The 24247-nt window shown below is 57.9% G+C and carries 29 protein-coding genes and 1 other RNA gene; 14 read left to right on the top strand and 16 right to left on the bottom strand.

Translation table 11 applies throughout. The annotated features are described in order from the left end of the window. Positions 1-148: 148 nt before the first annotated feature. The 11 genes from ACR0KL_RS01160 to ACR0KL_RS01210 all read right to left on the bottom strand — a co-directional run bounded on the left by ACR0KL_RS01160 (position 149) and on the right by ACR0KL_RS01210 (position 9367). Positions 149-277: a hypothetical protein gene (locus ACR0KL_RS01160; protein ID WP_419737989.1), complete on the bottom strand. Its 129-nt coding sequence runs from the start codon at positions 275-277 to the stop codon at positions 149-151. An 80-nt stretch (positions 278-357) separates the two neighbouring features. Continuing rightward, positions 358-1710: an RIP metalloprotease RseP gene (gene rseP / locus ACR0KL_RS01165; protein WP_480776560.1), complete on the bottom strand. Its 1353-nt coding sequence runs from the start codon at positions 1708-1710 to the stop codon at positions 358-360. Positions 1711-1714: 4 nt separating this feature from the next. Then, complete coding sequence (gene dxr, locus ACR0KL_RS01170) at positions 1715-2887, bottom strand: 1-deoxy-D-xylulose-5-phosphate reductoisomerase (RefSeq protein WP_170676094.1); 1173 nt, start codon at positions 2885-2887, stop codon at positions 1715-1717. Next, positions 2887-3669, bottom strand: a complete 783-nt coding sequence (locus ACR0KL_RS01175; RefSeq protein ID WP_480776561.1) for a phosphatidate cytidylyltransferase — start codon at positions 3667-3669, stop codon at positions 2887-2889. The genes dxr and ACR0KL_RS01175 overlap by 1 nt, the downstream gene beginning before the upstream one ends. Continuing rightward, entirely contained in the window at positions 3666-4397 is a 732-nt protein-coding gene (locus ACR0KL_RS01180; protein WP_170676096.1) for an isoprenyl transferase, read from the bottom strand. The genes ACR0KL_RS01175 and ACR0KL_RS01180 overlap by 4 nt, the downstream gene beginning before the upstream one ends. Before the next feature lie 10 nt (positions 4398-4407). Next, complete coding sequence (frr, locus tag ACR0KL_RS01185; protein ID WP_170373774.1) at positions 4408-4971, bottom strand: ribosome recycling factor; 564 nt, start codon at positions 4969-4971, stop codon at positions 4408-4410. A gap of 167 nt (positions 4972-5138) precedes the next feature. Beyond that, positions 5139-6134 carry an acryloyl-CoA reductase gene (acuI, locus tag ACR0KL_RS01190; protein WP_170487026.1) on the bottom strand — a complete coding sequence of 332 codons (996 nt, stop codon included), beginning with the start codon at positions 6132-6134 and terminating at the stop codon, positions 5139-5141. Positions 6135-6235: 101 nt separating this feature from the next. Beyond that, positions 6236-7339: a dimethylsulfoniopropionate demethylase gene (locus ACR0KL_RS01195; protein ID WP_480670970.1), complete on the bottom strand. Its 1104-nt coding sequence runs from the start codon at positions 7337-7339 to the stop codon at positions 6236-6238. Beyond that, the gene (locus ACR0KL_RS01200; protein ID WP_170676098.1) at positions 7340-7867 is read right to left on the bottom strand and encodes a DinB family protein; all 528 of its coding nucleotides are present in this window, start codon (positions 7865-7867) and stop codon (positions 7340-7342) included. Then, positions 7867-8571 carry a DUF1326 domain-containing protein gene (locus ACR0KL_RS01205; protein ID WP_170458301.1) on the bottom strand — a complete coding sequence of 235 codons (705 nt, stop codon included), beginning with the start codon at positions 8569-8571 and terminating at the stop codon, positions 7867-7869. The genes ACR0KL_RS01200 and ACR0KL_RS01205 overlap by 1 nt, the downstream gene beginning before the upstream one ends. 4 nt (positions 8572-8575) lie before the next feature. Further along, on the bottom strand, positions 8576-9367 hold the full coding sequence (locus ACR0KL_RS01210) for a DUF2182 domain-containing protein (protein WP_170676099.1): 792 nt from the start codon (positions 9365-9367) through the stop codon (positions 8576-8578). Between the two features lie 83 nt (positions 9368-9450). On the opposite strand from ACR0KL_RS01210, the gene ACR0KL_RS01215 reads away from it, so the two are divergent. The 9 genes from ACR0KL_RS01215 (at position 9451) to ACR0KL_RS01255 (ending at position 16330) form a co-directional block, all read left to right on the top strand. Beyond that, entirely contained in the window at positions 9451-10182 is a 732-nt protein-coding gene (locus tag ACR0KL_RS01215) for a GntR family transcriptional regulator (protein WP_170487018.1), read from the top strand. A 127-nt stretch (positions 10183-10309) separates the two neighbouring features. Further along, positions 10310-11710: a selenium-binding protein SBP56-related protein gene (locus ACR0KL_RS01220; RefSeq protein WP_170676100.1), complete on the top strand. Its 1401-nt coding sequence runs from the start codon at positions 10310-10312 to the stop codon at positions 11708-11710. Between the two features lie 13 nt (positions 11711-11723). Next, complete coding sequence (locus ACR0KL_RS01225) at positions 11724-12374, top strand: hypothetical protein (protein ID WP_170373782.1); 651 nt, start codon at positions 11724-11726, stop codon at positions 12372-12374. Between the two features lie 75 nt (positions 12375-12449). After that, on the top strand, positions 12450-13100 hold the full coding sequence (locus ACR0KL_RS01230; protein ID WP_170676101.1) for a TenA family protein: 651 nt from the start codon (positions 12450-12452) through the stop codon (positions 13098-13100). Positions 13101-13118: 18 nt separating this feature from the next. After that, the gene (locus ACR0KL_RS01235; protein ID WP_170638655.1) at positions 13119-13481 is read left to right on the top strand and encodes a DUF4345 family protein; all 363 of its coding nucleotides are present in this window, start codon (positions 13119-13121) and stop codon (positions 13479-13481) included. Between the two features lie 25 nt (positions 13482-13506). Further along, positions 13507-13854: a transfer-messenger RNA gene (ssrA, locus tag ACR0KL_RS01240) on the top strand. 94 nt (positions 13855-13948) lie between these two features. Continuing rightward, on the top strand, positions 13949-14380 hold the full coding sequence (locus ACR0KL_RS01245; RefSeq protein ID WP_170676102.1) for an ester cyclase: 432 nt from the start codon (positions 13949-13951) through the stop codon (positions 14378-14380). A gap of 161 nt (positions 14381-14541) precedes the next feature. Continuing rightward, on the top strand, positions 14542-15795 hold the full coding sequence (chrA, locus tag ACR0KL_RS01250; protein WP_170676103.1) for a chromate efflux transporter: 1254 nt from the start codon (positions 14542-14544) through the stop codon (positions 15793-15795). Between the two features lie 76 nt (positions 15796-15871). After that, the gene (locus tag ACR0KL_RS01255) at positions 15872-16330 is read left to right on the top strand and encodes a ClpXP protease specificity-enhancing factor SspB (protein WP_170638653.1); all 459 of its coding nucleotides are present in this window, start codon (positions 15872-15874) and stop codon (positions 16328-16330) included. A 29-nt stretch (positions 16331-16359) separates the two neighbouring features. Here ACR0KL_RS01255 and ACR0KL_RS01260 read toward each other — a convergent pair whose 3' ends face one another. Beyond that, positions 16360-16875, bottom strand: coding sequence for a hypothetical protein (locus ACR0KL_RS01260; protein ID WP_425083199.1), 516 nt, complete (start codon positions 16873-16875; stop codon positions 16360-16362). A 241-nt stretch (positions 16876-17116) separates the two neighbouring features. Here ACR0KL_RS01260 and fumC point away from each other — a divergent pair, with 241 nt between their 5' ends. Genes fumC through ACR0KL_RS01280 form a run of 4 tightly spaced genes read left to right on the top strand, consistent with a single transcriptional unit; the run spans position 17117 to position 19566 of the window. Continuing rightward, a complete protein-coding gene (fumC, locus tag ACR0KL_RS01265) occupies positions 17117-18511 on the top strand; it encodes a class II fumarate hydratase (RefSeq protein ID WP_170676104.1) in 1395 nt (464 codons plus the stop codon). Next, positions 18511-18687: a DUF4169 family protein gene (locus tag ACR0KL_RS01270; RefSeq protein WP_170638651.1), complete on the top strand. Its 177-nt coding sequence runs from the start codon at positions 18511-18513 to the stop codon at positions 18685-18687. The genes fumC and ACR0KL_RS01270 overlap by 1 nt, the downstream gene beginning before the upstream one ends. Then, on the top strand, positions 18684-18905 hold the full coding sequence (locus ACR0KL_RS01275; RefSeq protein WP_170659606.1) for a ribbon-helix-helix domain-containing protein: 222 nt from the start codon (positions 18684-18686) through the stop codon (positions 18903-18905). The genes ACR0KL_RS01270 and ACR0KL_RS01275 overlap by 4 nt, the downstream gene beginning before the upstream one ends. A gap of 58 nt (positions 18906-18963) precedes the next feature. Next, positions 18964-19566 carry a DNA-3-methyladenine glycosylase I gene (locus tag ACR0KL_RS01280; RefSeq protein ID WP_170676105.1) on the top strand — a complete coding sequence of 201 codons (603 nt, stop codon included), beginning with the start codon at positions 18964-18966 and terminating at the stop codon, positions 19564-19566. Between the two features lie 3 nt (positions 19567-19569). Here the strand turns inward: ACR0KL_RS01280 and ACR0KL_RS01285 are convergent, their stop codons facing one another. The 4 genes from ACR0KL_RS01285 to ACR0KL_RS01300 form a co-directional block, all read right to left on the bottom strand. Beyond that, positions 19570-20451 (bottom strand): fructose bisphosphate aldolase, encoded by an 882-nt coding sequence (locus tag ACR0KL_RS01285; protein ID WP_480776562.1) that lies wholly within the window; start codon positions 20449-20451, stop codon positions 19570-19572. A 73-nt stretch (positions 20452-20524) separates the two neighbouring features. Continuing rightward, complete coding sequence (locus tag ACR0KL_RS01290; protein WP_480776563.1) at positions 20525-21874, bottom strand: cytochrome P450; 1350 nt, start codon at positions 21872-21874, stop codon at positions 20525-20527. Next, the gene (locus tag ACR0KL_RS01295) at positions 21871-23067 is read right to left on the bottom strand and encodes a hypothetical protein (protein ID WP_480776564.1); all 1197 of its coding nucleotides are present in this window, start codon (positions 23065-23067) and stop codon (positions 21871-21873) included. The genes ACR0KL_RS01290 and ACR0KL_RS01295 overlap by 4 nt, the downstream gene beginning before the upstream one ends. Positions 23068-23122: 55 nt before the next feature. Next, positions 23123-23875: a cytochrome c biogenesis CcdA family protein gene (locus ACR0KL_RS01300; protein WP_170373794.1), complete on the bottom strand. Its 753-nt coding sequence runs from the start codon at positions 23873-23875 to the stop codon at positions 23123-23125. A 105-nt stretch (positions 23876-23980) separates the two neighbouring features. Here ACR0KL_RS01300 and ACR0KL_RS01305 point away from each other — a divergent pair, with 105 nt between their 5' ends. Continuing rightward, positions 23981-24214 (top strand): sulfurtransferase TusA family protein, encoded by a 234-nt coding sequence (locus ACR0KL_RS01305; protein ID WP_170548534.1) that lies wholly within the window; start codon positions 23981-23983, stop codon positions 24212-24214. The last annotated feature ends 33 nt before the right edge of the window (positions 24215-24247 follow it).

A 24247-nucleotide genomic window follows, 5' to 3' on the forward strand; every position in this document is an offset into this window, starting at 1 on the left:
CCGCGCCTCGCCCGTCAGCCATTTTTTCTCTACCCAAAAATTTAGGACTTAATGCTGAGTAACGAGATTGAATGCGCTTGTCAAAACTCCAAAACCATCGGGGCGACGATAGGTCACCTGACACGCATTCTTATAGGGTTTTGGGGAATCAGAGACCGGCGAGATACGCGCCGCCAGCAAGCGCCAGCGCCGTTAGACCAAAGCACAAAAGCACATCCCAGTTCAGAACAAACAGGACGCTGACACTCTGATAGGATTTTTGAATAGCTTTGGTCATGGCCGCCTCATTTTCAGCGGCTATTTTTTACCTCCGAAATGAGGCATCAATGCGGCGCGATTGCGCCGCTTGCGCCACAATCAGCAAAATAGATCGTTACTGACCGAGAAGACCATGAGGCTGAGAACTACCGCAATCCCGAGGGTCATCAAAATCCGCAGGGCTTTGTCGCTGGGCGGTTTGCCCGAGACCGCCTCATAGGCGTAGAAGACGAGGTGCCCTCCGTCCAACGCCGGGATCGGGAAAAGGTTCAGAAGACCCACGGCCGTTGACAGCACCGCGATGAAGAAGATGAAGTTTTGAGCGCCCTGGCTGGCCATAGCGCCTGAGGTCTCGGCGATACCGATCGGACCCGAGATGTTACAGGTGCTGATCGCACCGGTAATCATGTGCCACATGCCGGACAAAGAACCTTCGATGATGCGCCCGGTCTGACCCACGCCACCAACCAGCGAATCCCAAAGCCCCGCAGGCTCGGTCGCGGGTTGCAGCATCATACCGCCAACGATCCCGATCCGCCAATGGGTGACGAACCCGCCATCCGGCTGAGGCTCATCGGTTCGACGCGGAGCAAGCGCGAATTCAAGCTCCGCCCCTTCACGCCAGACGTTCAACAACAACACGCGACCGTCCGAGCCTTCGACATGTTCTTTCAACTGCTCGAAGGCAAAGATCGGATCTCCATCGACCGAGGTGATGACGTCGCCCCCTTCCAGTTGGATATCAAACGCCGCACTGCGCGGTGTGACCTGCTGAATCAGCGGCGGGAACAGCCAAGGGGCTGAGACATCCAGCGTTTCGCCATCGCGCAGGACTGTATAGTCTAGCACCGGCTCGACCGGCAGCGCATCGGTGAAGTCGCTCCACGCGCCTTCTTCGTCGAAATCAGGGACTTCAATCCCGGCAATCGCCAGAATCTCATCGCCCTCCTGCAGCCCCTGCTCTGTTCCCGGCAGCGGCTTCAGTTCTCCAACCGTCAGCGGCTCACGCGTGACGCCCTGAGACCAGAAGATCAGGCCAAAGACCAGAATCGACATGACGAAATTGAACACCGGCCCTGCCGCCACAGTGGCTGTTCTCGCCCACAGGGGTGCTCCGTGCATGGTGTGGCGCAGATATTCCGGCTGCTGCTGCGCGATGTCACCCATCGCCTCTTCATCCTTGCCTGAGGCTGCATTGGCATCGCCAAGGAACTTCACATATCCACCAAACGGCAACAGCGCGATCTGCCATCGCGTGCCGCGTTTATCCACGCGGCTCCACAGAACAGGGCCGAACCCGATCGAGAACACCTCGGCATGAATACCGGACCAGCGGCCGACGATGTAGTGCCCGTATTCGTGAACCGCGACGATCGCGGACAAGGCAATCACAAAGGCCACAATCGTCCAGAGCAAATTTCCGAACTGAGGGATCAGCGAAAGTACGTCCAAAACTCTATCCTGCTCGTTTGATCACGGCTTCATCCGCCCACTTCCGTGCGAGATGGTCCGTTTGCTGTACGTTATCAAGGGTCAAAGGGGCGTTAATAAGGCCATCTTCGGCATCAAATCGGTCCAGAACGCATGAGACGACATCCGCCATGGTCGTGAATCCGATTTGGCCTGCGATGAAGTGATCCAGCGCGCGCTCTTTCGCCGCGTTAAAAACCGCCCCGGACAGACCTCCACGCGCCATCACGTCTCGGGCCAGTTTCAGCGCGGGATAACGGTTCAGGTCGGGATGGGAAAAGCGCAACTGGCTGAGCTGCGCCAGATCCAACCGCTCAACCGGCAGATCGCGCCGTTCGGGCCAGTGCAGAGCATAGCCAATTGCATGCCGCATATCCGGTGGACCCAGATGTGCCATCAGCGCCCCGTCCCGAAACCCGACCATCGCATGCACAATGGATTCGGGATGTACCAAAACCTCGATCTGAGCGGGGTCGAAGCCAAAGAATTCCCGGGTTTCAATGACTTCGAGCGCTTTATTGAACATGGATGCACTATCAATCGTGATCCGCTGCCCCATGTCCCAGTTCGGATGTTTGGAGGCCTGCGTAACGGTCGCGGACGCCAGATCCTCGAGCGGCCAATCCCGGAACGCCCCGCCGCTTGCAGTGATGATCACGCGTTCGACCGCGTCCATATCCTCACCGACCAAAGCCTGAAATACTGCCGAATGCTCACTGTCAACAGGCAGCACACGCGCATCGTTCTCGCGGGCCGTCTGCAAAACCAGGGCGCCCGCACAGACTAAAGTTTCTTTATTGGCAAGCGCCAGCGTTGCCCCCTGTTTTAGCGCCTCAATTCCGGGGGCCAGACCGGCGGCGCCAACGATCGCGGAAAGCACCCAGTCCGCGGGGCGCGCGGCGGCCTCAACGATCGCGCGCTGACCCGCCGCCACCTCAATCCCGCTGCCCTGCAACGCATCGCGCAGGTCATGTAGCCGATCCTCAAACGCGGTGACCGCGAGTTGTGCGCCAAGCCGCTTCGCATCCTCGGCCAGTTGCTGGATATTCGCGCCACCTGTCAGGGCGACCACGTCATAGGCTTCGATATCCCGCGCAATGAGGTCAATCGCATTCTGACCAATGGATCCGGTCGCCCCAAGGATCGAGACCTTGCGCATCACATCGCTCCGGGTGCGTAAACCAGCCCTGCGATCAGCACAAACAAAGCCGCGCCCATCATGCCGTCAAATCGGTCGAGAAACCCGCCATGCCCCGGTATGAGGTTCGAGCTGTCTTTGACGCCGAATTTCCGTTTGACCGCGCTTTCACAGATATCGCCCGCCTGGCTGGCCATGGACGCCAGAACCGAGACCAGAACGAACGGTACCCCGAACCCGCCATGCATTGCGAAACCCGCGCCAATCAGGCCCGCCGCGACCCAACCACCTGCCGTGCCCGACCATGTCTTCTTGGGGCTGACCTTGGGCCAGAATTTCGGGCCACCAATGGCCTTGCCCACGAAATACCCGGCAACATCCGTGGCCACGACAACCGCGATCAGCCAGACCATCCAGCCGAAGCCCATGTTTTCACGGATGGAGATGAAGCCCAGACCAGCGCCTGCAATCCACAAGGCAAACAGAAAGTACAACCCGCGCGAACGGGTGACTTGCCCAGCACCGACCAGCGCCGGAGCCACCAGAAACGGTAGCTTGTAGAGTGGCGGCACGTGATAGCTGATAATCACCGCAACCCCGGTCAGGATACCGAGCTGCACGGCCATGCCGCCGCGCTGCGGTTCGATCATGCGTACCAGTTCCCAGGTCATCAAACCGCAGGCAACCGCGATGAAGCTTTCAAACCACAACCCGCCCAGCCAGACCTCAACGGCGCCAATTGCGACCAAAACGACTGCGGACAGAATCCGTGCTGTCAGATCAGACCATCGGCCTTCGCTCATGCCAGAACCGCTCCGAAACGCCGCTCGCGCGAGCCGTAGTTCCGGCATAGACGCTCCAACTCGGCTGCGGTGAAATCCGGCCAGAGGGTGTCGATAAATTCGTACTCGGAATAGGCGGACTGCCAGAGGAGAAAGTTCGAAATCCGCGCCTCTCCGCTGGTGCGAATGACAAGATCGGGATCAGGAAGAACGCGCGTATCCAGATACTTGGGGAGGGTCTCTTCATCCACATCCTCGGGCTTTAGCTGCCCTTCGGCCACATCCCGTGCAAGACGTTTCGTGGCCCGCGCCACCTCATCTCGGCCGCCATAGTTCAACGCAACGGTCAAATGGACCAAATCGTTGTCCTTCGTCGCCTCTTCCAGCGAATCCATCAGATCGATCAGCTTGGCATCCAAGCGGACCCGATCGCCGATAAAGCGTACGCGAATGCCGTTCTCGGCCAGAGTGCGGGTTTCCTTGATGATGTAGCGCCGAAACAGGCTCATGAGGCCAGCCACTTCGACCTGAGTCCGCTTCCAGTTTTCCGTCGAAAACGCAAAAACGGTTAGGTATTTGATGCCCAACCCCGGACAGGCCTCGACCACCTCACGTACGCGCCGCGCACCTGCGTGGTGACCAAAAAGCCGAGGGCGGCCACGCGCCTGCGCCCACCGACCATTGCCATCCATGATAATTGCGACATGCTTTGGGCCAGTCTGCACGTCCGTATGGGGATCTTTGGGCATCAGTACCGGCTCAGACCTGCATGATTTCCGACTGCTTGGTCTCAAGCGCGGCATCAACAGCTTTGATCATCGTGTCGGTCAGATCCTGAACTTCGCTCTCCCAGAACTTCTGGTCATCTTCGGACATTCCGTCCGATTTCGCTTTCTTGATCTGATCCATACCGTCCCGGCGCACGTTACGGATCGAAACCCGCGCGCTTTCGGCATATTGCCCGGCAACTTTGCCCAACTCGCGGCGGCGCTCTTCGTTCAGTTCCGGGATCGGCAGCATGATGATCGTGCCGTTCAGCTGCGGGTTGATGCCCAGCCCGCTTTCACGGATCGCCTTTTCAACCTTGCCCACAAGGCCCTTGTCCCAGACATTCACCGTCACCATCCGAGGTTCAGGCACATTGACCGTGCCAACCTGGTTGATCGGTGTCATCGAGCCATAGGCATCCACCATCACCGGCTCCAGCATCGAGGCCGAGGCCCGCCCGGTGCGCAGAGAGGCAAATTCAGTTTTGAGATTGGACATCGCGCCGTCCATGCGGCGTTTCAGATCGTCGGTGTCCAGTTCGAAGTCGTCAGACATGCTGCTCACTCCCCGTCTTCAAGTGCTGTTTGGATGGGTCTTAAGCCATCGCATTTGGGATGTATAGCAATCATGAGCATGAATTGTGGCAATGACCAGAACTGTTTCGGTCCTTTTGCCGCCCAGAAGGTTAAGCCAGGGCAGTTCTGCCCCGGCTAATTTTTTAATCAGGCGTTTACGTCGACAACGACGCGGCCCTTGACCTGACCTTTCAGAATATCCGCACCCAGCTGCGGTAAATCGGACAGAGCGGCCGGATGCACCATAGCCTCCAGCTTGTCCATCGGCAGGTCGGTCGCGATGCGCTGCCAAGCCCGCAGGCGGTTGTCATAGGGCTGCATCACGCTATCGATCCCCAGAAGGTTCACACCGCGCAGCAGGAAGGGAATCACTGTTGCAGGCAACCCCGCACCGCCAGCAAGCCCAACCGCGGCGACCGAGCAGCCATACTTCATCTGCCCTAGAACACGCGCCAGCATGTCACCGCCAACTGCATCGACACAGCCCGCCCAGGTTTCGCTTTCAAGCGGGCGTTTCGTGGTTTCGTTCAGCTCTTCACGCGGCACGATGGTCGTGGCGCCAAGCGATTTCAGGTAGTCGCCGGTCTCGGGACGTCCGGTCACAGCTGCGACCTCATAGCCCAACTTGCCCAGAATGGCCGTCGCCACCGACCCAACGCCGCCTGCAGCACCAGTCACCAACACAGGCCCACGATCCGGCGTCAACCCGTGATCCTCCAGAGCCATCACCGCCAACATGGCCGTAAACCCGGCTGTTCCAACGGCCATCGCCTGCCGAGCGTCCAGACCATCCGGCAAGGGCACCAACCAATCGGCCCGAGCGTTAGCCTTTTGCGAATATCCGCCCCAATGGGCCTCACCAACACGCCAGCCGGTTAGAACCACCTTGTCACCGGGCTTGTAACGGTCATCCGAAGACGCCTCGACCGTTCCGGCATAGTCGATACCGGGAATGTGCGGATAGTTCCGAACCAGACCACCACCCTTGGCCGACAGGCACAAACCGTCCTTGTAGTTCACCGTCGAATACTCAACAGCAACCGTTACCTCTCCGTCAGGCAGATCCTCCAGCGAGAGCTGCTTGACCGAGGGGCTGGCCAAACCGCTTTCTTCATCCTTTTCCATAACCAAAGCATTGAACATATTGCTATCCTTTCATTTTTGGCGGCCAGCCCAATCCTTCACCTGGCCCAAAATATCTCGGGGGAATCGCGCAGCGACGGGGGCAAAGCCCCCTGCCTCCGCTAGATCCAAAACTGCCCCTGCACTGTCGCGCCTCGCATACCGTCAGGCGTTTCAACCTCGACCTTGGTTCCGGCGTCCCAATGGCTCAATTTGACCATACCTATCGAAACATTGGTCGCGAAATCCGGAGACCAGGCAGAAGACGTCACCTGACCCACCTGCTTTCCGTCCGCAAGAACAGGCCACGGCTGGACACAAGGCGGCACTGCATCTCCGTCAATCGCGATCGGACGTATCTGCTGCACTGGACCTTCTTTGGCCACACGCAACAACGCATCCCGGCCCACACAGCCAATTGCGGTATGCGTATTGCAGAACTTGCCCAGCCCACATTCATGCGGTGTGTTGTCGTCGGTCATGTCATTGCCGTAGGAGAGTAACCCACCTTCGATCCGCTCAATCAGATTGGGACACCCAGCCCGCACGTCCAAGTCTTCACCCGCTGAGAACAGAGCATTCCACAGAGGCATACCGATGTCGCTGCCCTCGACATAAATCTCGAACCCGCCCTGTTTCGAGTAGCCCGAGCGGGCAACTGCAAGGTCGCGCCCTTCGAATTCGAACATGTCGAACTTGAAGAAACGTATATCGCGCACACGGTCTCCGAAAACGCGGGCCATCAGCTCATCTGCCTTTGGCCCCTGAACGCCCAAGGGCGACACGTCCGGTTCATCAACCAGCACATCCAGACGATATCCGTTGGCCAACCCCTTGACCCAAAGTAACAAATCGCTGTCGGCGATAGAGATCCACCAACGATCCTCCGACAGTTTCACCGCCACGGGATCGTTCAACATACCGCCGGTTTCGTCCACAATCGGCACATAGAAGCACTGTCCGGGCAGCATGCCGCGCAGGTCACGCGGTGTCAGCATTTGCATCAGACGCGCAGCATCGGGCCCGCGCAGTTCAACCTGACGTTCGCATGAGACGTCCCAGACCTGAACATTCTTTTTCAGGTGATGGTAGTCGGCCTCGACACTTTCAAAAACCGTCGGCAACAACATCCGGTTGTACACCGTGTAGCCTTTGACACCAGCGGCTTCGACGCCTTCGGAGAACGGCGTGCGGCGCAGGCGACGAGACAGGGATATTTGCGGCATTCAGCCCTCCTTTGGCATGAAGCAAAGATCGCTGACCGGGGCCTCGGAACCGGCTTCGGTCAGCATTTTGTGTAATTGTCCACGATGATGGGTTTGATGGTTGAAGAAATGCATCACGCATTGCGCGTAAGGCAAAGTAACATCAGCCTCTTTTGCGGCTGAGTACCAAGTGAAAGGCCTCGACAGAACCTCATCGCCAAGCGTATCCGCCCAATCCGAGATCCGGTCATCCATAGCCACGCGCATAGCCAGCCAGCTGTCGAGATCGGGGCAGAGATGCACGCTTTCGTGGATGCCGCCTCCGGGTCGGTGGATATTGCTCTCTGGCCCCGGCCCTTTGTCAAAGCGTGACATCCAGATCCAGTCACCCCACAGCAAGTGGTTCGCCGTGCCCATGATCGAGCCGAAAAACGCACCGCGTTCCTGCATCAGTTCCTCGGGTGAGAGTGCTTGAAGAAATTCCGCCAACTGGCTGTTTTGCCAGTGGTTGTAGCGTGCCATTTCCCTTGCATAGGCTCCGGTGATCATCACTTAGGTCCATGCCAGTCGATCGGGCAAATCTCTGCTGATTTACCACCGAAATCCCAGACGCGCCCATAATCGCGCACTTTCGATTTGTTTCCGCGAGCCACGATGATGTCCGGCCCCATCCAGTATTTGGAGTTCGACACCATCACCGGATGCTCGGGGTCTTTACCGCCCAGCATCTCGATCTCGCCTTGGATTTTACGACCGATCGCGATCCTGCGCTTGTTGCCGTCCCGTTCGATCTGGACCGGAGCACGCTCGGCCCCGATTATCTCGCTCACCAGCATGGTGAACAGGCCCGTGGTGCCACCGGCCTGACCGCTGAAAATCTGCAGCAGCCCGTTATAGGCCTTGCCGCTCGCGCGTTCATCGACATAGGCGGCGACTTTCCACTGTCCCTCGCCCATGCGGCCCGGAATATCGACCAGAAGACCAACATTCAGGCCCGACAGATCTTCACCCTCATAATGCCCTTCGTCGATGATCACACCCATCCATGCGTGGCAGTGCCCCTCGGTCGGAGGGTGCGCACCCAATGAGACCACGCAGGGGCAGAACACATCGCATGAGCAGTTCAGGATCAACTCACCTTTGATGGACCAGTCCGTCGGGCTCATCTCACGCCGTTTGGGGTTGGGCATACGGCTGTCGATCCGCTGACTAATCGGAAGCCGGTCGGCCTCGGGTTTTCTGTTTTTCGCCATCAGCTTATCCTCCGTAAGCAAAGGGATAGATCAGCAGCACAACACCGCCTGCGATCAGTATGAACCCCATGGGTCGGGTCACAGCATGCCCGATCTGAGGGAGTTTTTCCAAAACCATGAACAAGGTCGCCAGACCCATCCATAAAAGGCTCATGACGCCACCAACAAAGCCGAGCGCCATGAAGCCCCAGCAGCAACCGACGCAGAAAGCGCCGAGCCCCAGCCCCATTCTCACACCTCCCGCAAAGCCGGTTTTCCAGTGGCCCAGGAAATAGGTCATTGGGGCGTGACAGACGCCGTGGCAAACCTCTTTCGCTCGGGTGAACTGGAAGGCGCCGACAACGATCAGCAGCCCTCCGGCCAGCCAATTGGACTTGGCAATGCCCAGCATATCGACAAACCCACCGAACAGCAGGGCAAGTTGCAAACCTGCGATCAGCGCCGCAAATCCCACCCAGACGATGAAATACCCGGCCAGTACGCCCAGCCATCCAGCCCGCGTGCCATTGGCGCTGCGGATAAGGTCGTCATAGCTGCGGAGCGTCGGCACCAGCGTAGGCAGCATCATTGCCGCCATCATGATCGCCCACATCCAGAACAAAGGTCCGAACTCGGCCATGGGCATATACATATCCATGCGCGGATCCATCGCCGCCATAGCCTGTCCCATCGGCCCTGGCCGGCCAATGAAGTCGAGGTCCATGTCTCGGCTCATCGAGAACATGACCCACCACGCCCACAGGATCACAGCATAGAACGCCAGCCACATTCCGCTGCGGAATAATGCGCGACTCATGTGATCCTCCGACTCAACTCTCTTGCTTTTCAAATGTCAGACTTTTAAATGTCAGACAAATAAAATTTTCAGACTGGCCACAAATGAAGATAGACCCCGCCAATCCCGCAGACCTCTCTGCCCAGATCGCACAGGCCATTCGGAACGCGATTGTGTCCGGCGAATTGATCGTGGATGAGCGCCTGCCCTCCGAATCAGAGCTTGCGGATCAGTTCCAGGTGTCGCGACCTACGGTGCGCGAGGCGCTGAAGCGCTTGGCAGCGCAGTCCCTGATCCGAACCCAACGCGGTGCAACCGGCGGGGCCTTTGTGAACCGGATCAGCTTTGAGGACGCCTATTCGCAGCAAATTACCACCTCGACCCTGCTGCTGTCGATGAACGCCGTTAGTTTCGACACAGCGTGCGAGGCGAGGTATGCGCTGGAGCGCGCCTGCGCGCCCTTGTCGGCCCAACGTCGCACTGCGGATCAACTGGCAACGATGCGGGCCGAGATCTTTCGTCAGGCTCAGCCAGGTCTGACCGATGAGGCTTTCTGCGCCTCGGACGTCGCCTTTCACCGCGCGCTGGTCGATGGCGCGGATAATCCAGTGTTGTCTTATCAACTGGCGGGTGCAGTCGAGGCCATGCAGCCTCTGATGAACATGATCACCTTCACCGCGCGCTCGCGCGAAGAGATCATTGCGCTGCACACCAAGATCGCCGACGCGCTTGAGGCGCGCGATGCCCCATCGGTAGACGCGACACTGATCGAACTTGAAACCTATACACGCCAACTGGCCCGAGATGTGGCCGAGCGCAAACGTAAAACCGCCTGACACTCAGGCCCGAAATCTGACGCAGACCAACAGGCAGAAAGGAAGCACGAGCAGGCAGGATGTCACCCGGCGCCAAGACCGGAACTCTCAGAACGAATTGAAGATCAATGACTTACGGGAGGATGTTATGAATACAAGACCGGACCCAACCTTTTACCCATCTGCCAAGCTGGCGATGGAGGGCCCCACTGAGACGCTTGCTTTTACGCTGATGCTCAGCCCGGATTTTTCGCAACCTGACGGGCTGGCGGTTGTGAATGTCGATCCGACTTCCGACGACTATGGAAAGATCGTCCATCAGGTCATCATGCCGGAAAAAGGCGATGAATTTCACCACTTTGGCTGGAATGCTTGCTCTTCGGCGCTGTCGCCGCTGACGGGGCACGCGTTTCTGGAACGGCGCTATCTGATCGTTCCGGGCATCCGCTCAAGCCGGATCTATGTCATCGATGTGAAGAACCCGCTTGAGGCCAAAATCCACAAGATTATCGAACCCGAAGAAGTCTTTGCAAAAACAGGATATTCCCGCCCACACACCATTCATTGCGGGCCTGAGGGCATCTATGTCAGCACCTTGGGCGGTGGCGGCGCGGACGGGACCGATGGCCCTCCGGGTATCTTCATCATGGACTGCGAAAGTTTCGAGATCATCGGACGGTATGAGATCGAACGCGGCGTGCAGGACAAACACTATGATTTCTGGTGGAACTTGCCCCGCGACTACATGGTCAGTTCCGAATGGGGTCTGCCGCCACAGTTCGAGAACGGAATCGTGGCCGAGGATCTGCTGTCCAACAAATATGGTCACAGCATCCATTTCTGGAACCTGCGCAGCCGTACCAATATCCAAACCATTGATCTGGGCGAAAACCACCAGATGGCGTTGGAGATCCGGCCTGCGCATGATCCGGTCAAACAGTATGGGTTCTGCGGCGTCGTTGTGGACACAACCAACCTGCAAGGCGCGATCTTCACATGGTGGCGAAACGACGACGGCACGTTTGAGGCCAAGAAGACAATTACCATCGACCCGCAACCGGCTGACCCGGATGACCTGCCGGACTTGCTGAAAGGCTTCTCGGCCGTTCCGCCGCTGGTGACGGATATCGACCTGAGCCTCGACGACAAATACCTCTATGTCGCCTGCTGGGGCACCGGAGAGATGCATCAATATGACGTATCGGACCCGATGAACCCGACACTGGCAGGTAAGGTCGAGATCGGTGGGATCGTCAAAAAGACCAAACATCCGAACGGTCAGGACTTTGGCTATGGACCGCAAATGGTCGAAATCAGCCGCGACGGGAAACGGGTCTACTGGACCAACTCGCTCTATTCCACTTGGGATGACCAGTTCTATCCCGGCGAACGCGGCGCGGCGATGGTCAAAGCCGACGTCGGCGAGAACGGCGGCCTGACCCTGGATCCCAAGTTCTGGGTCGAGTTCCCCGAAGGCTATCGTAGCCACCAGATCCGGTTGGAGGGTGGAGACTGTTCGACCGACAGTTTCTGCTACCCCTCGGTCTGAGTTGGACTTTCTGATGACATCAACGGCTGGCCTTTGGCTGGCCGTTGTTCTCAGCGGTGCCTATCACGGGCTGAATCCCGGTATGGGCTGGCCGCTTGCTGTCTCTTCCGCCTTAATGGAGCAACGTCAATCCGCCCTCTGGCGCGCGTTGGCGGCCCTTGCGGGCGGTCATTTCCTGGCGATGCTGGGTGTCTTGTTGCCGTTTGCGATGATGGCCGTGTTGATCGACTACCAACGCGAAATCCGCATAGGTGCCGCGCTGATCGTCATTGCGATGGGGCTGTACATTGCCGTCACACGCAACCACCCTCGGTTTTTGTCGCGCGTGCCGCCCAGCAAACTCGCGCTGTGGTCCTTTTTGGTCGCGCTGGCCCATGGCGCGGCTTTGATGCTGGTTCCGATCTATCTGGGCCTGTGCAACTTGGATGAGCTGGACGCCGGGCATCAGGCCATCTCTCAGATCATGACAACAAACACCCTGCTGGTTCTGGCCGTGGCCGCGCTGCACACGGCGGCAATGATCTTAGGAGGCGGTCTACTGGCCTATGGCGTCTATCGCTGGCTCGGGCTGCAATTCCTGTCACGCACCTGGTTCAACCTGGAACTCATCTGGGCGCTCAGCCTGATTTTGGTCGGCGTGCTGGGACTTTGGTCCGCAATCTAGTCGCTGCACGACTACCTTGCACATGTTCCGAAAAACCGCTTTGTCCTGCTTTGAAAGAAGTTAGGAGTTTTCGAAGTGTCCCAGAACACGCGCCCCACGGAGTTTCTGCGTCAGGGCAAGGCTGCCGACTGGCAGGCCGCCACTACTCATGCTTTCACGCGTGAGCTGTCAGACGGCACTTTGCCCAAGGACAAGATGCGCTGGTATCTGCAGCAGGACTATCAGTTCGTCGATGGCTTTGTTCGCCTGCTGGCCAGCGCCATCGCACACGCGCCCACCTTGGCCGACAGCGTTCCGGCCGCCCAGTTTCTAGCGGTGATCACCGGTCCTGAAAACACCTATTTCCTGCGCTCGCTCGAGGCGCTGGGCACCCAACCGAGCACCGACCCTGCCCCCGCCACCAAAGCGTTTCAGGACCTGATGGCCGAGGCGGCAGCCTCGGGCCGGTATGAGAACATGCTGGCGGTGCTGGTTGTCGCCGAGTGGGTCTATCTCAGCTGGGCCAGCCCGGAAAATCCGCCGAAACCCGATTTACCCTTCTGGTTCGCGGAATGGATCACGCTACATGCCGGGGAAGGCTTTGAAAGCGTGGTCGAGTATCTGCGCGGGCAACTTGACAAAACCTGGCCCACCTTGACGCCAGAGGCGCAAGCCGAGGTCGCAAGGCTGTTCCACCGGGCGGTCGAGCTGGAGAAAGACTTCTTTGACGCCGCCTACGCGGTGTAACCGAATAAAGGCACGATCATGGTACATATCCTCAACGTCATCGCAGCTCTGCTGACCATCGGCTTTGGCCTGTTCGGCTTTCTCGCACCTTTGCACACCGCGACGGCGCTGGATCTGGCCCCGACGAACAGCAACATGGGTCTGAGCGAGATGCGCGCCTCGGTCGGAGGGTTGTTCGTTGTCACGGGCATCGCCGTGATCTGGCTAAACCACCCAATGGCATACGCCATGCTGGGCGTAGCCTATGCCGGGGCGGCTTTGGGGCGGTTCGTGTCGGTGCTGCTGGACAATCCACCACTTGCTAAGGCCATGATTTTCGGGGGAATTGAGCTGGTCTTGGCCGTCTGGCTGATCGCCGCAAACCTGAACCGCACCCCGTGATTTACAGTGCCCTGAGGGCATTTCCGGGTTTGCATCCCGAAATCTCCTCACCTATATAAGGTCTGTCCTTCGGGACTATGGACATAAACGCGCTCGTAATAAGCGGATCGGACCCGGGGGCGGTACCCGGCGGCTCCACCAACCATCCTTCGTTTGAGGATTCTGGGGCCGAAATAGGATCGACGAACGTCTAAAGGGGTTAGCTTTGTCTCGGCTGTCTGCCACCGTTATCGGCGAAACTAGTACAATTGCAAACGACAATCGTGCTCCGGTTGCAGTTGCTGCGTAAGCAGTAGCAAGACCGAAACTTAAGCCCTTGCGCCTAGCCGCGTAAGGCGGGGTTCGCAGGTACCTGGCAACAGAAACCTGCATTTCCCCCACCTTATGTCTGCGTTTATTTCGGCTCAGATTCAGAGTTTATTCATCTCTTTTGTCCAAAGTCATCTCGGACAGACAGGAGGGCCGGGATGACCCACTCAGATATCTTGAAAGCGTGGTATTCGGAAGTTTGGGAACAAGGGAATACCGATGCAATTGATCAGTACTTTGCGCCGGAAACCATGGCCGAGGGGCTGATCCCCGAAATGCAGGTTGGCGCAGATGATTTTCGCGATCTTGTGATGGCCTTCCGGCATATTCTGGGTGAAATCTCGGTCGAGCTGCCAAAGATCATCGAAAACGGGGACTGGGTGTCCGCCATTCTGCACGTCAAAACCTGCCGCGCCGACAACGGTGCCCCGCTGGAGGTGACGGGCCAGGTCATGGCCCGCTTCAAAGGCGAAAAGATGGTCGAGGCCTACAACCAGTTCGATTTCATATCGTTTTTTGAACAACTTGGTCAGTTTCCGCAGGATACCCTGCCCGTCTGCATGACCGGTCAGCGACTGGATTGGAGCTGAACACCCAAGCCGCCTTGACCCCCAAGTTTCTGACGCGATAGCTAAGGCCATACGTACCGCGCGCATTCGGCGCACGGCCGCCATTGCGAGGAAATGGGTCATGCTTCGTGATCGAAAAAACCAGCTGTCCGAGCGCATTTTGACCGTTGGGCTAACGTGACATGACGCCTTCAGTGCGCGACCTTGTTCTGGTCTTCGGCAGAATTGGCCTTTTGTCCTTCGGCGGCCCTGCGGCGCAGATATCCTTGATGCATCAGGAGTTGGTAGACCGTCGCGCTTGGTTGTCTGAAGAAACCTATTTGCGCGCCCTGTCCCTATGCATGTTGCTGCCGGGGCCAGAGGCGATGCAGCTGGCCACTTATGCGGGTTGGCGTCTTCGGGGCGTGACCGGAGGGTTGATTGCTGGCACCCTGTTTGTTCTGCCGGGGGCAATAGTCATCTCGGCGCTGGTTCTGCTCTACGCGAGCTTCGGCACCCTGCCCCTTGTGCAAGCCGGTTTTCTGGGGATCAAGGCCACGGTCATCGTGATCGTCCTTCAAGCGCTCCTGAAGCTGTCACGAAAGGCATTGACCGACACGGAACACCGCCTCATCGCGGGGATCGGGTTCCTGGGAATCTTCCTGTTCAACCTGCCCTTTCCACTGATCATTCTGGCCGCCGCGCTATGGGGCTATGTGTCTTTCAAAGGACCCGTTGCGCAGCAAGACACCTCCCCACGCGCAAGTTTTTCCGGCACCCTACGCACGGTTGCCATTTGGGTGCCGCTCTGGCTCGGACCATTGGTCCTCCTGTCCCTGTCCAGTTATCAATTGCTCAGCGACTTGGGATGGTTCTTCGCCCGTCTGGCCGTGGTGACCTTTGGCGGGGCCTACGCTGTTTTGGCCTACATGACACAGACAGTGGTCGATCAGTATCAATGGATCAGCACCGGCCAGATGATCGACGCGCTGGGCCTTGCGGAAACCACCCCCGGGCCGTTGATTCTGGTCACGCAATTCGTCGCGATGCTGACCGGACAAATCAACGGAGGGGTCTCGCTGGCCTTCGCCGCAGGTGCGGTTGCGCTATGGGCAACGTTCGTTCCGTGTTTCCTTTGGATCTTTCTCGCCGCTCCGTATTTGGACAAACTGGCGACGCGCCCTCGGCTCTCTGCCGCTTTGCATGGCATTACGGCAGCCGTCGTAGGTGTGATTCTCAACCTCTCCGTGTGGTTCGCCTTGAACGTTCTATTCGATGTGGTCACGCAGTACAGTTGGGGGCCTGTCTCGATACCTCTGCCTGTTTGGGAATCGCTAAACCTCACTGCGGGTGCGCTCACTATCGCCGCTGGGGTATTGATTTTTCGGGCAAAATTAGGGATGGCAACGGTTCTGGCGCTGATGTCCGTCGCTGGCATCGCTATCCAGCTATTATGATCAATCCGGCGATACCCGCCCTTTCGTTTCCAGCTAAAACGCCTATGCTGGAAGTAACCACTTTCGAGGATGACACATGTCGCAAGACATCGACTATGGAAACCTGATGCACACCGCCATGCGCGGGCTGATCAAAACCGTTCTGACCGGTGTCTCTGAAACCGGGCTACCAGGCGCGCACCATTTCTTCATCACGTTCGATACAAGAGAAGACGGCGTCGACATCGCAGACTGGCTGCGTGACCGCTATCCCGAAGAGATGACGATCGTGATGCAACATTGGTTCGAAAACCTTGAGGTCGGCGAAAACGGCTTTGCGATTACGTTGAACTTCGGCGATGCGCCGGAACCGCTCTACATCCCTTACACGGCCATCAAAACGTTCGTGGATCCGTCCGTCGAATTCGGCCTGCGCTTTGAAGGACCCGAGGATGACGACGCGGAAGAGGAGTTCGTAGAAGAGGCAATTGAGGTCGAAGAACCCGAGGTTCATCACGACGCCGACGTCGTCTCATTGGACAGCTTCCGCAAGTAGTCCATCAAACCCCGTGCTCTTCGCGGGGTTTATTGTTTTTGCAAAAAGGTCTCGACCGCGCGGGATTTGTCTCCGTTGATGAAGCGCGAGAACGACAGATTCAGCCCGCCCTCGGCCAGGGTTCGATCATATTGCTGCAACTCGTAGCCGCCCTGCGCATCAATAAACAGGGAAAACACGGTCATCGTGTCCCCTTCAATCCGGCCCCAGACAAAGGGTTCTCCTTTCATTGGGTCCAGAGGCACCTCATGGCCGAACACATTCCGTTGCATGGCTGCCGAAAACACATCGGGCCGGTCCGAGGGCACAAAGTCGACCGAGAATTTCTGTTGCTTGACCCGCCCGTCCAGCTTGTAGGTCGTTGTGGTCCAGCTGACATTGAACCCGTGGCGGGTCTCATGGATCGAAACGCTCATATCCCGAGGCGTTGCAGTTCCATCTACGTCGACAACATTGGCGGATCCGGTGTAGTCCCCGACGAAGGGCGTGATACTGGATGCGTTTGCCAGCGTGCCCAGCAGGACCAGCCCCATGGCCAACAGCATGGTTTTCAACGGGATCATCCGAGCTGAGATTGGCATTTCATCCTCCACGATGGCCACACATATATTGTAGCTCAGCGGCAGGCGCGCACAATGGGGCTTGCGCGCGCGATTGGAACAATTTCACCCGCCTTGCGCCTATACCTTGGGTTTTGTTGAGTTTAAGCTGCGCGCAACTGGCCAATTGCGTTGCGGCGCTGCCTTGGCTAAACGGCATACAACTGCATACCAGACGGAGTACCCGATGTCTCAGACCCGCACCGAATCCGACAGCTTTGGCCCGCTCGAGGTTCCCGCTGACAAGTACTGGGGGGCGCAGACGCAGCGCTCGATTATGAACTTCCCCATCGGTTGGGAGAAGCAGCCCGTGGCCATCGTGCGCGCTCTGGGCGTGATCAAAAAAGCCTGCGCGATGGAGAACAAAGCGACCGGCAAGCTGGACGCCAAGATCGCCGACGCAATCATTCAGGCCGCTGGCGAGGTGATCGAGGGCAAGTTCGACGACAACTTCCCTCTGGTCGTATGGCAGACCGGCTCGGGCACGCAGTCCAACATGAACTCGAATGAAGTGATCGCAAACCGCGCGATTGAGATTTTGGGCGGCGTCATCGGCTCGAAAGATCCGGTTCATCCAAATGATCACTGCAACATGGGCCAATCGTCGAACGACACATTCCCAACCGCCATGCATATCGCAACTGCGGTCAGCGTGCGCGACGTGCTGCTACCCGGTTTGACCAAATTTGCCGAAACGCTTGAGAAAAAGGCTGCTGAATTCGCGGGTATCATCAAGATCGGCCGCACTCATACGCAGGATGCGACTCCGCTGACGCTGGAACAGGAATTCGGAGCCTACGCCCATCAGATCCGTCAGGGCATTACCCGTGTTGAGGCTGCATTGCCCGGTATCTACGAGCTGGCGCAAGGTGGAACTGCCGTTGGAACCGGGTTGAACACCCATGGTGGATGGGACGAAGCCGTCGCCGCCAACATGGCTGAAGTCACTGGCCTGCCCTTTGTGACGGCTCCGAACAAATTTGAAGCCCTGGCCGCGCATGACGCCATGGTCTTCTTGTCGGGTGCATTGGCGACCATCGCCGGGTCTTGCTACAAGATCGCCAACGATATTCGCCTGCTAGGCTCAGGCCCTCGCTCGGGTCTAGGAGAGCTGATTCTACCGGAAAACGAGCCGGGGTCTTCCATTATGCCTGGTAAAGTGAACCCGACACAGGCCGAAGCCCTCACACAGGTGGCCGCCCATGTAATGGGCAATGATGCTGCGATTAAGTTTGCGGGCTCTCAGGGTCATTTCCAGCTGAATGTCTATAACCCTATGATGTCCTACAATCTTCTGCAGTCGATCCAACTGCTGGGCGATGCCACCGACAGTTTCACTGAACGGATGCTGTCGGGCATTCAGGCCAACGAGCCGCGCATCGACAAGCTGATGAAGGAGTCGCTTATGCTGGTGACCGCTCTGGCCCCAACCATTGGCTATGACAACGCCACCACAGTTGCCAAAACGGCGCATAAGAACGGCACGACCCTCAAGGAAGAGGCCGTCGCACTAGGCTTTGTCGATGAAGAGACCTTTGACGCCGTCGTGCGCCCCGAACAGATGATCGGCCCGAAAGACTGATGGGTAAGCCGGTCAACTTGAACCGGTATCGGAAAGAAAAAGCGCGGGCCGAAAAAAAGGCCCGCGCGGATCAAAACGCGGTCGCGTTCGGGCGCAGCAAGGCCGAAAAACAGGTCGTGAAGCTGCGAAAAGACAAGCAGAACCGCGATTTGGACAATCACGAGTTGGATGAATGAGCGGCCCTCCGGTCAAACGCTCTCTGACCCTCAAGGGGCACCGGACGTCAGTCTCGCTTGAGGATGAATTCTGGCGTGCGTTCCGCGATATTGCCGAAGAAAAACAGCAGCCCATCAATGCTTTGGCTGCCGATATTGATGTTGCACGCGACCCTGATACAGGGCTGGCATCGGCCATACGTGTTTTCGTTCTGAACTGGTATCGCGACAAGCTTTGACGCTTGTCAGAGCCTCAGCTTTGAGTGTAGGCTGAATGAGAACAAAATAGGTACATTCATGAGCAAAACCGTTTTGGGTCCTGATGGCCTCGCCCGATGCGCATGGTGCCAAGCGGCGCCTGAGTTCTTCGACTATCATGACACGGAATGGGGTTACCCGGTGTCCGATGATCGACGATTGTTCGAAAAACTGTGTCTTGAGAGTTTTCAGTCCGGCCTCAGCTGGCGAACGATCCTGAACAAGCGCGAGAACTTTCGCCGGGCCTTTTGCGATTTAGATTTCAACAAGATGGCCGAGTTTTCTGAGGCTGATATCGAACGCCTTCTGCAAGATGCAGGTATCATCCGCCATCGCGGCAAGATCGAAGCCGTGATCAACAACGCCCGTCGTGCGCAGGAGTTGGTGGCGAAGGAAGGTTCCCTCGCGGCATATGTCTGGCGGTATGAACCAACCTCACCGCCAGAGCCACAGACAGCCAGCACCTCAGCCGAGTCAGTGGCGATGTCGAAAGACCTGAAAAAGAGGGGCTGGAAATTTGTCGGCCCCACCACCGTTTTTGCCTTCATGCAGGCAATGGGGCTGATCAATGATCACGCGATAGGCTGCATCAGCCGGGAAAAAGCGGCGCAGATGCGCCGCGATTTTGTCAAACCGGTTTAGGCGTCACGCCGACGCTTTGAAGATCTTGTCGATATTGCTGCCGAGGGCGGCGTTGAATTCGGCATCCGATTGCTGTTTCGAAAGCCCCTCGGTCAGCGCGCGCGAGAAGGACGCGATCATTTTGCCGTTTTGCCCCAGCAGATCACAGGCCTGCTCGGTCGAGTAACCACCTGACAGGGCCACTACGCGCAGAACACGCGGGTGATCGGCCACTTCGTCAAAGAGGTTCGCGACGCTTGGAATAGTCAGCTTCAGCATGACCTCCTGCCCTTCGGCCAGTTGGTCGAGGTTTTTCAGGATTTCGGCTTTCAGAATATCTTCGGCTTCGGCCTTGGTTTCCGAGTTGATGTTCACCTCGGGCTCGACAATCGGCACCATGCCAGCTTCGGTCACGACGCGGGCCACGTCGAATTGCTGGGCAACAACGGCGGCGATACCTTCGGCGTTGGCTTCATGAATGACCGAGCGTTCCTTGGTGCCAAACACGCCTTCCGTTTGGGCCAATGTCTCGGCCAGCCCCGGGATGGGCTTCATCATCTGCACACCGTTTGCAGTATCTTCCAGACCCTTGTCGATTTTCAGGAACGGCACGATCCCTTTGACGGACCATAGGTAATCGGCGACCTTGCGACCTTCGATCTCTTCGCCAAGGGTGCGTTCGAACAGGATCGCGCCGATCACTTTGTCCTTGGTGAAGTCATCCGCCAGGATGATCCGCGCGCGCATGTTCTGGATTTCGCCGAACATCTCCTCTTCCGAGGCGTATTGCGCGGCATCCACGCCGTAGAGCGCCAGAGCTTTCGGGGTTGATCCGCCGCTTTGATCCAGTGCTGCAATAAAGCCTGCTCCATCTGACATCTGCGCGCGCTGTTCTGCTTTGGACATAGTATTTTCCCGTTCAAGACTGATTCCGATTTCCTTCACCGCATACAGCACAGTTATGGGTGATGGTAGTTTGTTAGCGCTCAACCACGCGCAACCATATGCCATCCCGCGATCTGACCGTCAGATGAGCCACCGGAACGGGCGTTTTGTCCGGGATTGTTTCGAATCTGAAATGGCGCAGCAAAGTGGAAAGGATCAAAGGCCCCTCGACCATCGCAAACCCGGCCCCGGGACAGACGCGCGGGCCTGTCGAGAAGGGTATATAGGCCTCACGCTGACAGGTTTTGCCGTTTTCCGTGCTCCAACGATTGGGATCGAAACCATCCGGGTTGTCCCACAGCCGCTCTTGCCGATGCAGATGCCAGGGGCTGATCACGATCTGCGACCCTTTTGGAATGTCTCTGTTGCGAAACCTCTCGGGGCAACTGGCCTGCCGGACCATCATCGGCACTGGCGGATAGAGCCTGAGGGCCTCACGGAACACGTCGCGGCTGAGTTTCAGCTTGGACATCACCGCGAAAGAACGATCGTCAAGTGCTTCAGCTTCCTTCGCTAGTCTCTCCTGCCACTCGGGGTAAAGCGCCATCAGGTAGAGCGTCCACGCCAAAGCCGAGGCGCTGGTTTCGTGTCCGGCCAGAAAGAAAATCGCAACCTGATCGACCATCTCCTCCGGCTCAAAACACTTGCCGGTTTCCAGGTCAGGTGTCGTCATGATCTTGGTTGCCAGATCATCGGGCGCGCGATGCGCAGCAATCGCCGCAGCCCGATCTTTCGTCAGTTTGGCAATCAGGGCGCGGATCTCTCGCGCGGTTCCACGCGTCTTTCGCGAATGAAACCGGGGCAACCAACGTGGGAGCGGTACAAAAGCGGCGAGGTTCAACAAAGGCTGCTCGCGCTGATACGCTCGGAACCTGTCGAAGACCTGTGCGGCGATGTCGTGTTCGATGGGCACAGAAAACAGGGTTCGGAAAATCACGTCAGCGGCGGCATGGCTGGTGATCTGTTCGCACTCGACCTGCGTTCCTGCCAAAGGGCGCAGCCGATCCACACAAGCATCCGCAGCGGCGACCATGGCCGGGAACGTATCCTTCAGCCGTCCGCCCTCAAAAGCGGGGTCAATGATACGGCGCTGGTGTTTCCATGTCGCGCCGTTGGTCAGAAACACGGACTCCCCCAGCAATGGCCGCAACCCTTCGCTGATGCGGTTGGATTTCGGAAACTCATCCGGACGTTTCTTGAGGACCTCATCCACCAAATCCGGTTGATTGATCATGTAGGACCGGAAAAACGGCGTGCGAAACTCGGCCATCCACGCGCGATAGAGGCGTTGAGGCTGCGCCGACAACAGGTCCTGCCGGAACAGTTTCAGATAGCGCCAGAGAGAGACTCGATCTAGGCGAGACTGCGGCTTGGGCGGCTTCATCGGCTCGTATCCGTGTATTTCGAGACCGGCGTCTCAATCCGGCTGTTCGACGGCGCGCGGTCTTTGAACCGTTCTGCCAATGTCAGAGGTCCCGCCGTGAAGCGGAAATAGTCATAGGTGCCCGGTCGGTCAAAGGCGCAGAGGTATTGAAAATGCAGCCGAAAGAACCTCCACCGCAGGGCTTTCCATCGCTCGGGTGACAGTGTTTGGGTGAAGGCGGCGGACAGGACCAGAGGCCATGTCTTGTCGTGGCCCGCAACACCGCTAACGGCGACCGGATCACATAGGGCGAAAGAACAGCCATCCCCGGGCGCTGAGACATCCACCCATGTCAAAGTGGTTTGCGTGGACAGGAACTGAAGGTCCGACCTGAGTTTCTGAGCCTTGGGCAGGAACGAGACCATCGGCACCACTTGCCCGAGTGTCAGAAACGACAGTGCTGGCCCACTTGCGGTCTGTCTACGCAGAACATCCGCCAGAACAGAAACGCCAAGATGCGCGCCCGAGCTATGGCCGACGACCAGAACCTCATCAACATCCGTCTTTAGCGCGGCCTCGATCAAATCCGCGAACTCCTCCAGGCGGTGTTGCAGTTTGCCCGGAATCTCCCCCTGAAATTGCGCCGAGTATGCGTAATCATGCATCAGGTAATAGGCGAAAAGGCGATTGTCGATTTTGCGGAACCAGCGCAGCAAGCCATAGGCCAAAGCCAAACCCGGCAGCAGCCCCCACCATCCAGCCAGAGTGACCGCAAGGATCACGATCAACACGGCAGCGAGAAGTTGCAACAGCAGCATCCCCACCGGATAGAGCGCAGCAATCACCGGGCCCTTCCTGAGCTGCCGCAGCCTTTTTAACGTACCCGATGAGATATAGGTCCACGCCGTCTGACCAAGCTGCAAATAGGTCGCGAGAATCGAGCCCGACATGCTGTCCTGCACGATATCGGACCAGACCAGAACCTCGACATCTGTTTGAACCTCAACCCCATCCTGAACAGATGAAACATGCCAGCCAAACGGGCCGTCGCCCGTCTTTGGCGCAAGGTTGATCTGGTATCCCGAGATCTCAGCCTGCGCTTGCGACTCGGTCCGATACAGCTCGCGGTAACGCCGCGCGGGGATCGGGTCGTAGCCGGGAATGTAAAACACATGCCGCCTGCGCAGCTGTGGCTGATTTATCTGACTGCTCATGGCCTTACCTTCTGCTGCGCAGGTTAACGCAGCATTGCGGCCAAGGTAAGGTGGATCAGCCCAGAACCGCCAGCGCCGGGAAGGTTTCCAGCAGCCACCAGCTGAATTCGGTGAAGAGGCCCGTGATCAGCATGATGCCCACGAACAGAAGAAGCCCGCCCATGACCTTCTCGATCGTGCCCATATAGGGTTTGATCCGGTTCATGACACCCATTGAGCGATTCAGGAACATCGCAGCCAGCAGGAACGGAATACCCAGACCCGCCGCATAGACGCCGAGCAACAAAGTGCCCCGCGCGACCGATGCCTCAGACGCGGCCAACGACAGGATTGCACCCAACTGAGGGCCAATACACGGCGTCCAGCCAAAGGCAAACGCAAGACCCAGAATATAAGCGCCAAAGACCGAGCCGCCGGAGTCTCCGGTTTCAACCCGCGCTTCGCGATCCAGCAGAGGGATACGGAACACGTTCAGAAAGTGCAGGCCAAAGACAATCACCACCGCACCCGAGAGCTTGGCGAAAAGCACCTGATTTTTCAGAACAAACGCCCCGAAGGCCGAGGCGGTAAAGCCAAGCAGCAGGAACACGGTCGACAGCCCCAGAACGAAGAACAAGGCGGTCAAAGTCGCCTTGCGCCGGGCGCGGGCCTGATCCTGCATCTCGTTGATGCTGACGCCGCTCATATACGCCAGGTACGGCGGCACGATCGGCAGCACACAAGGCGACAGAAAACTGATCAAACCGCCGATCAGGGCGATGAACATAGCAGGCAGCAGACCCGCGTCGATGATATCTATTCCGAACATGTTTCAGCACATATGGTATGAAGGCGGCTTCGTCACGGGGCTATTCGGTCACATCCTCGTGGTTGCGCGCTGGACACTGCGCCTTGGGCGAAATATCTGAGCCTTATGTCTAATCCTACTGAAACCCTCGATGCCCTGGGCCTGTTGTGCCCTTTGCCTGTGTTGAAAGCGCGCAAAAGGTTGAAGTCTTTGCCCGGTGGTGCCGTGTTGCGCGTGCTGGCAGATGATCCTGCGGCGATAGTTGATGTCCCGCATTTTTGCGCGGAGAGCGGCCACACCCTACTGTCCCAAGAGGAAGAGAACGGCTATCAGGTCTATCTGATCCAGAAAGCGGGCTAAGACCTTGGCTGTCAAAACGAAAAAGGCGGGCCT

Source organism: Ruegeria sp. C8 (assembly GCF_056537565.1).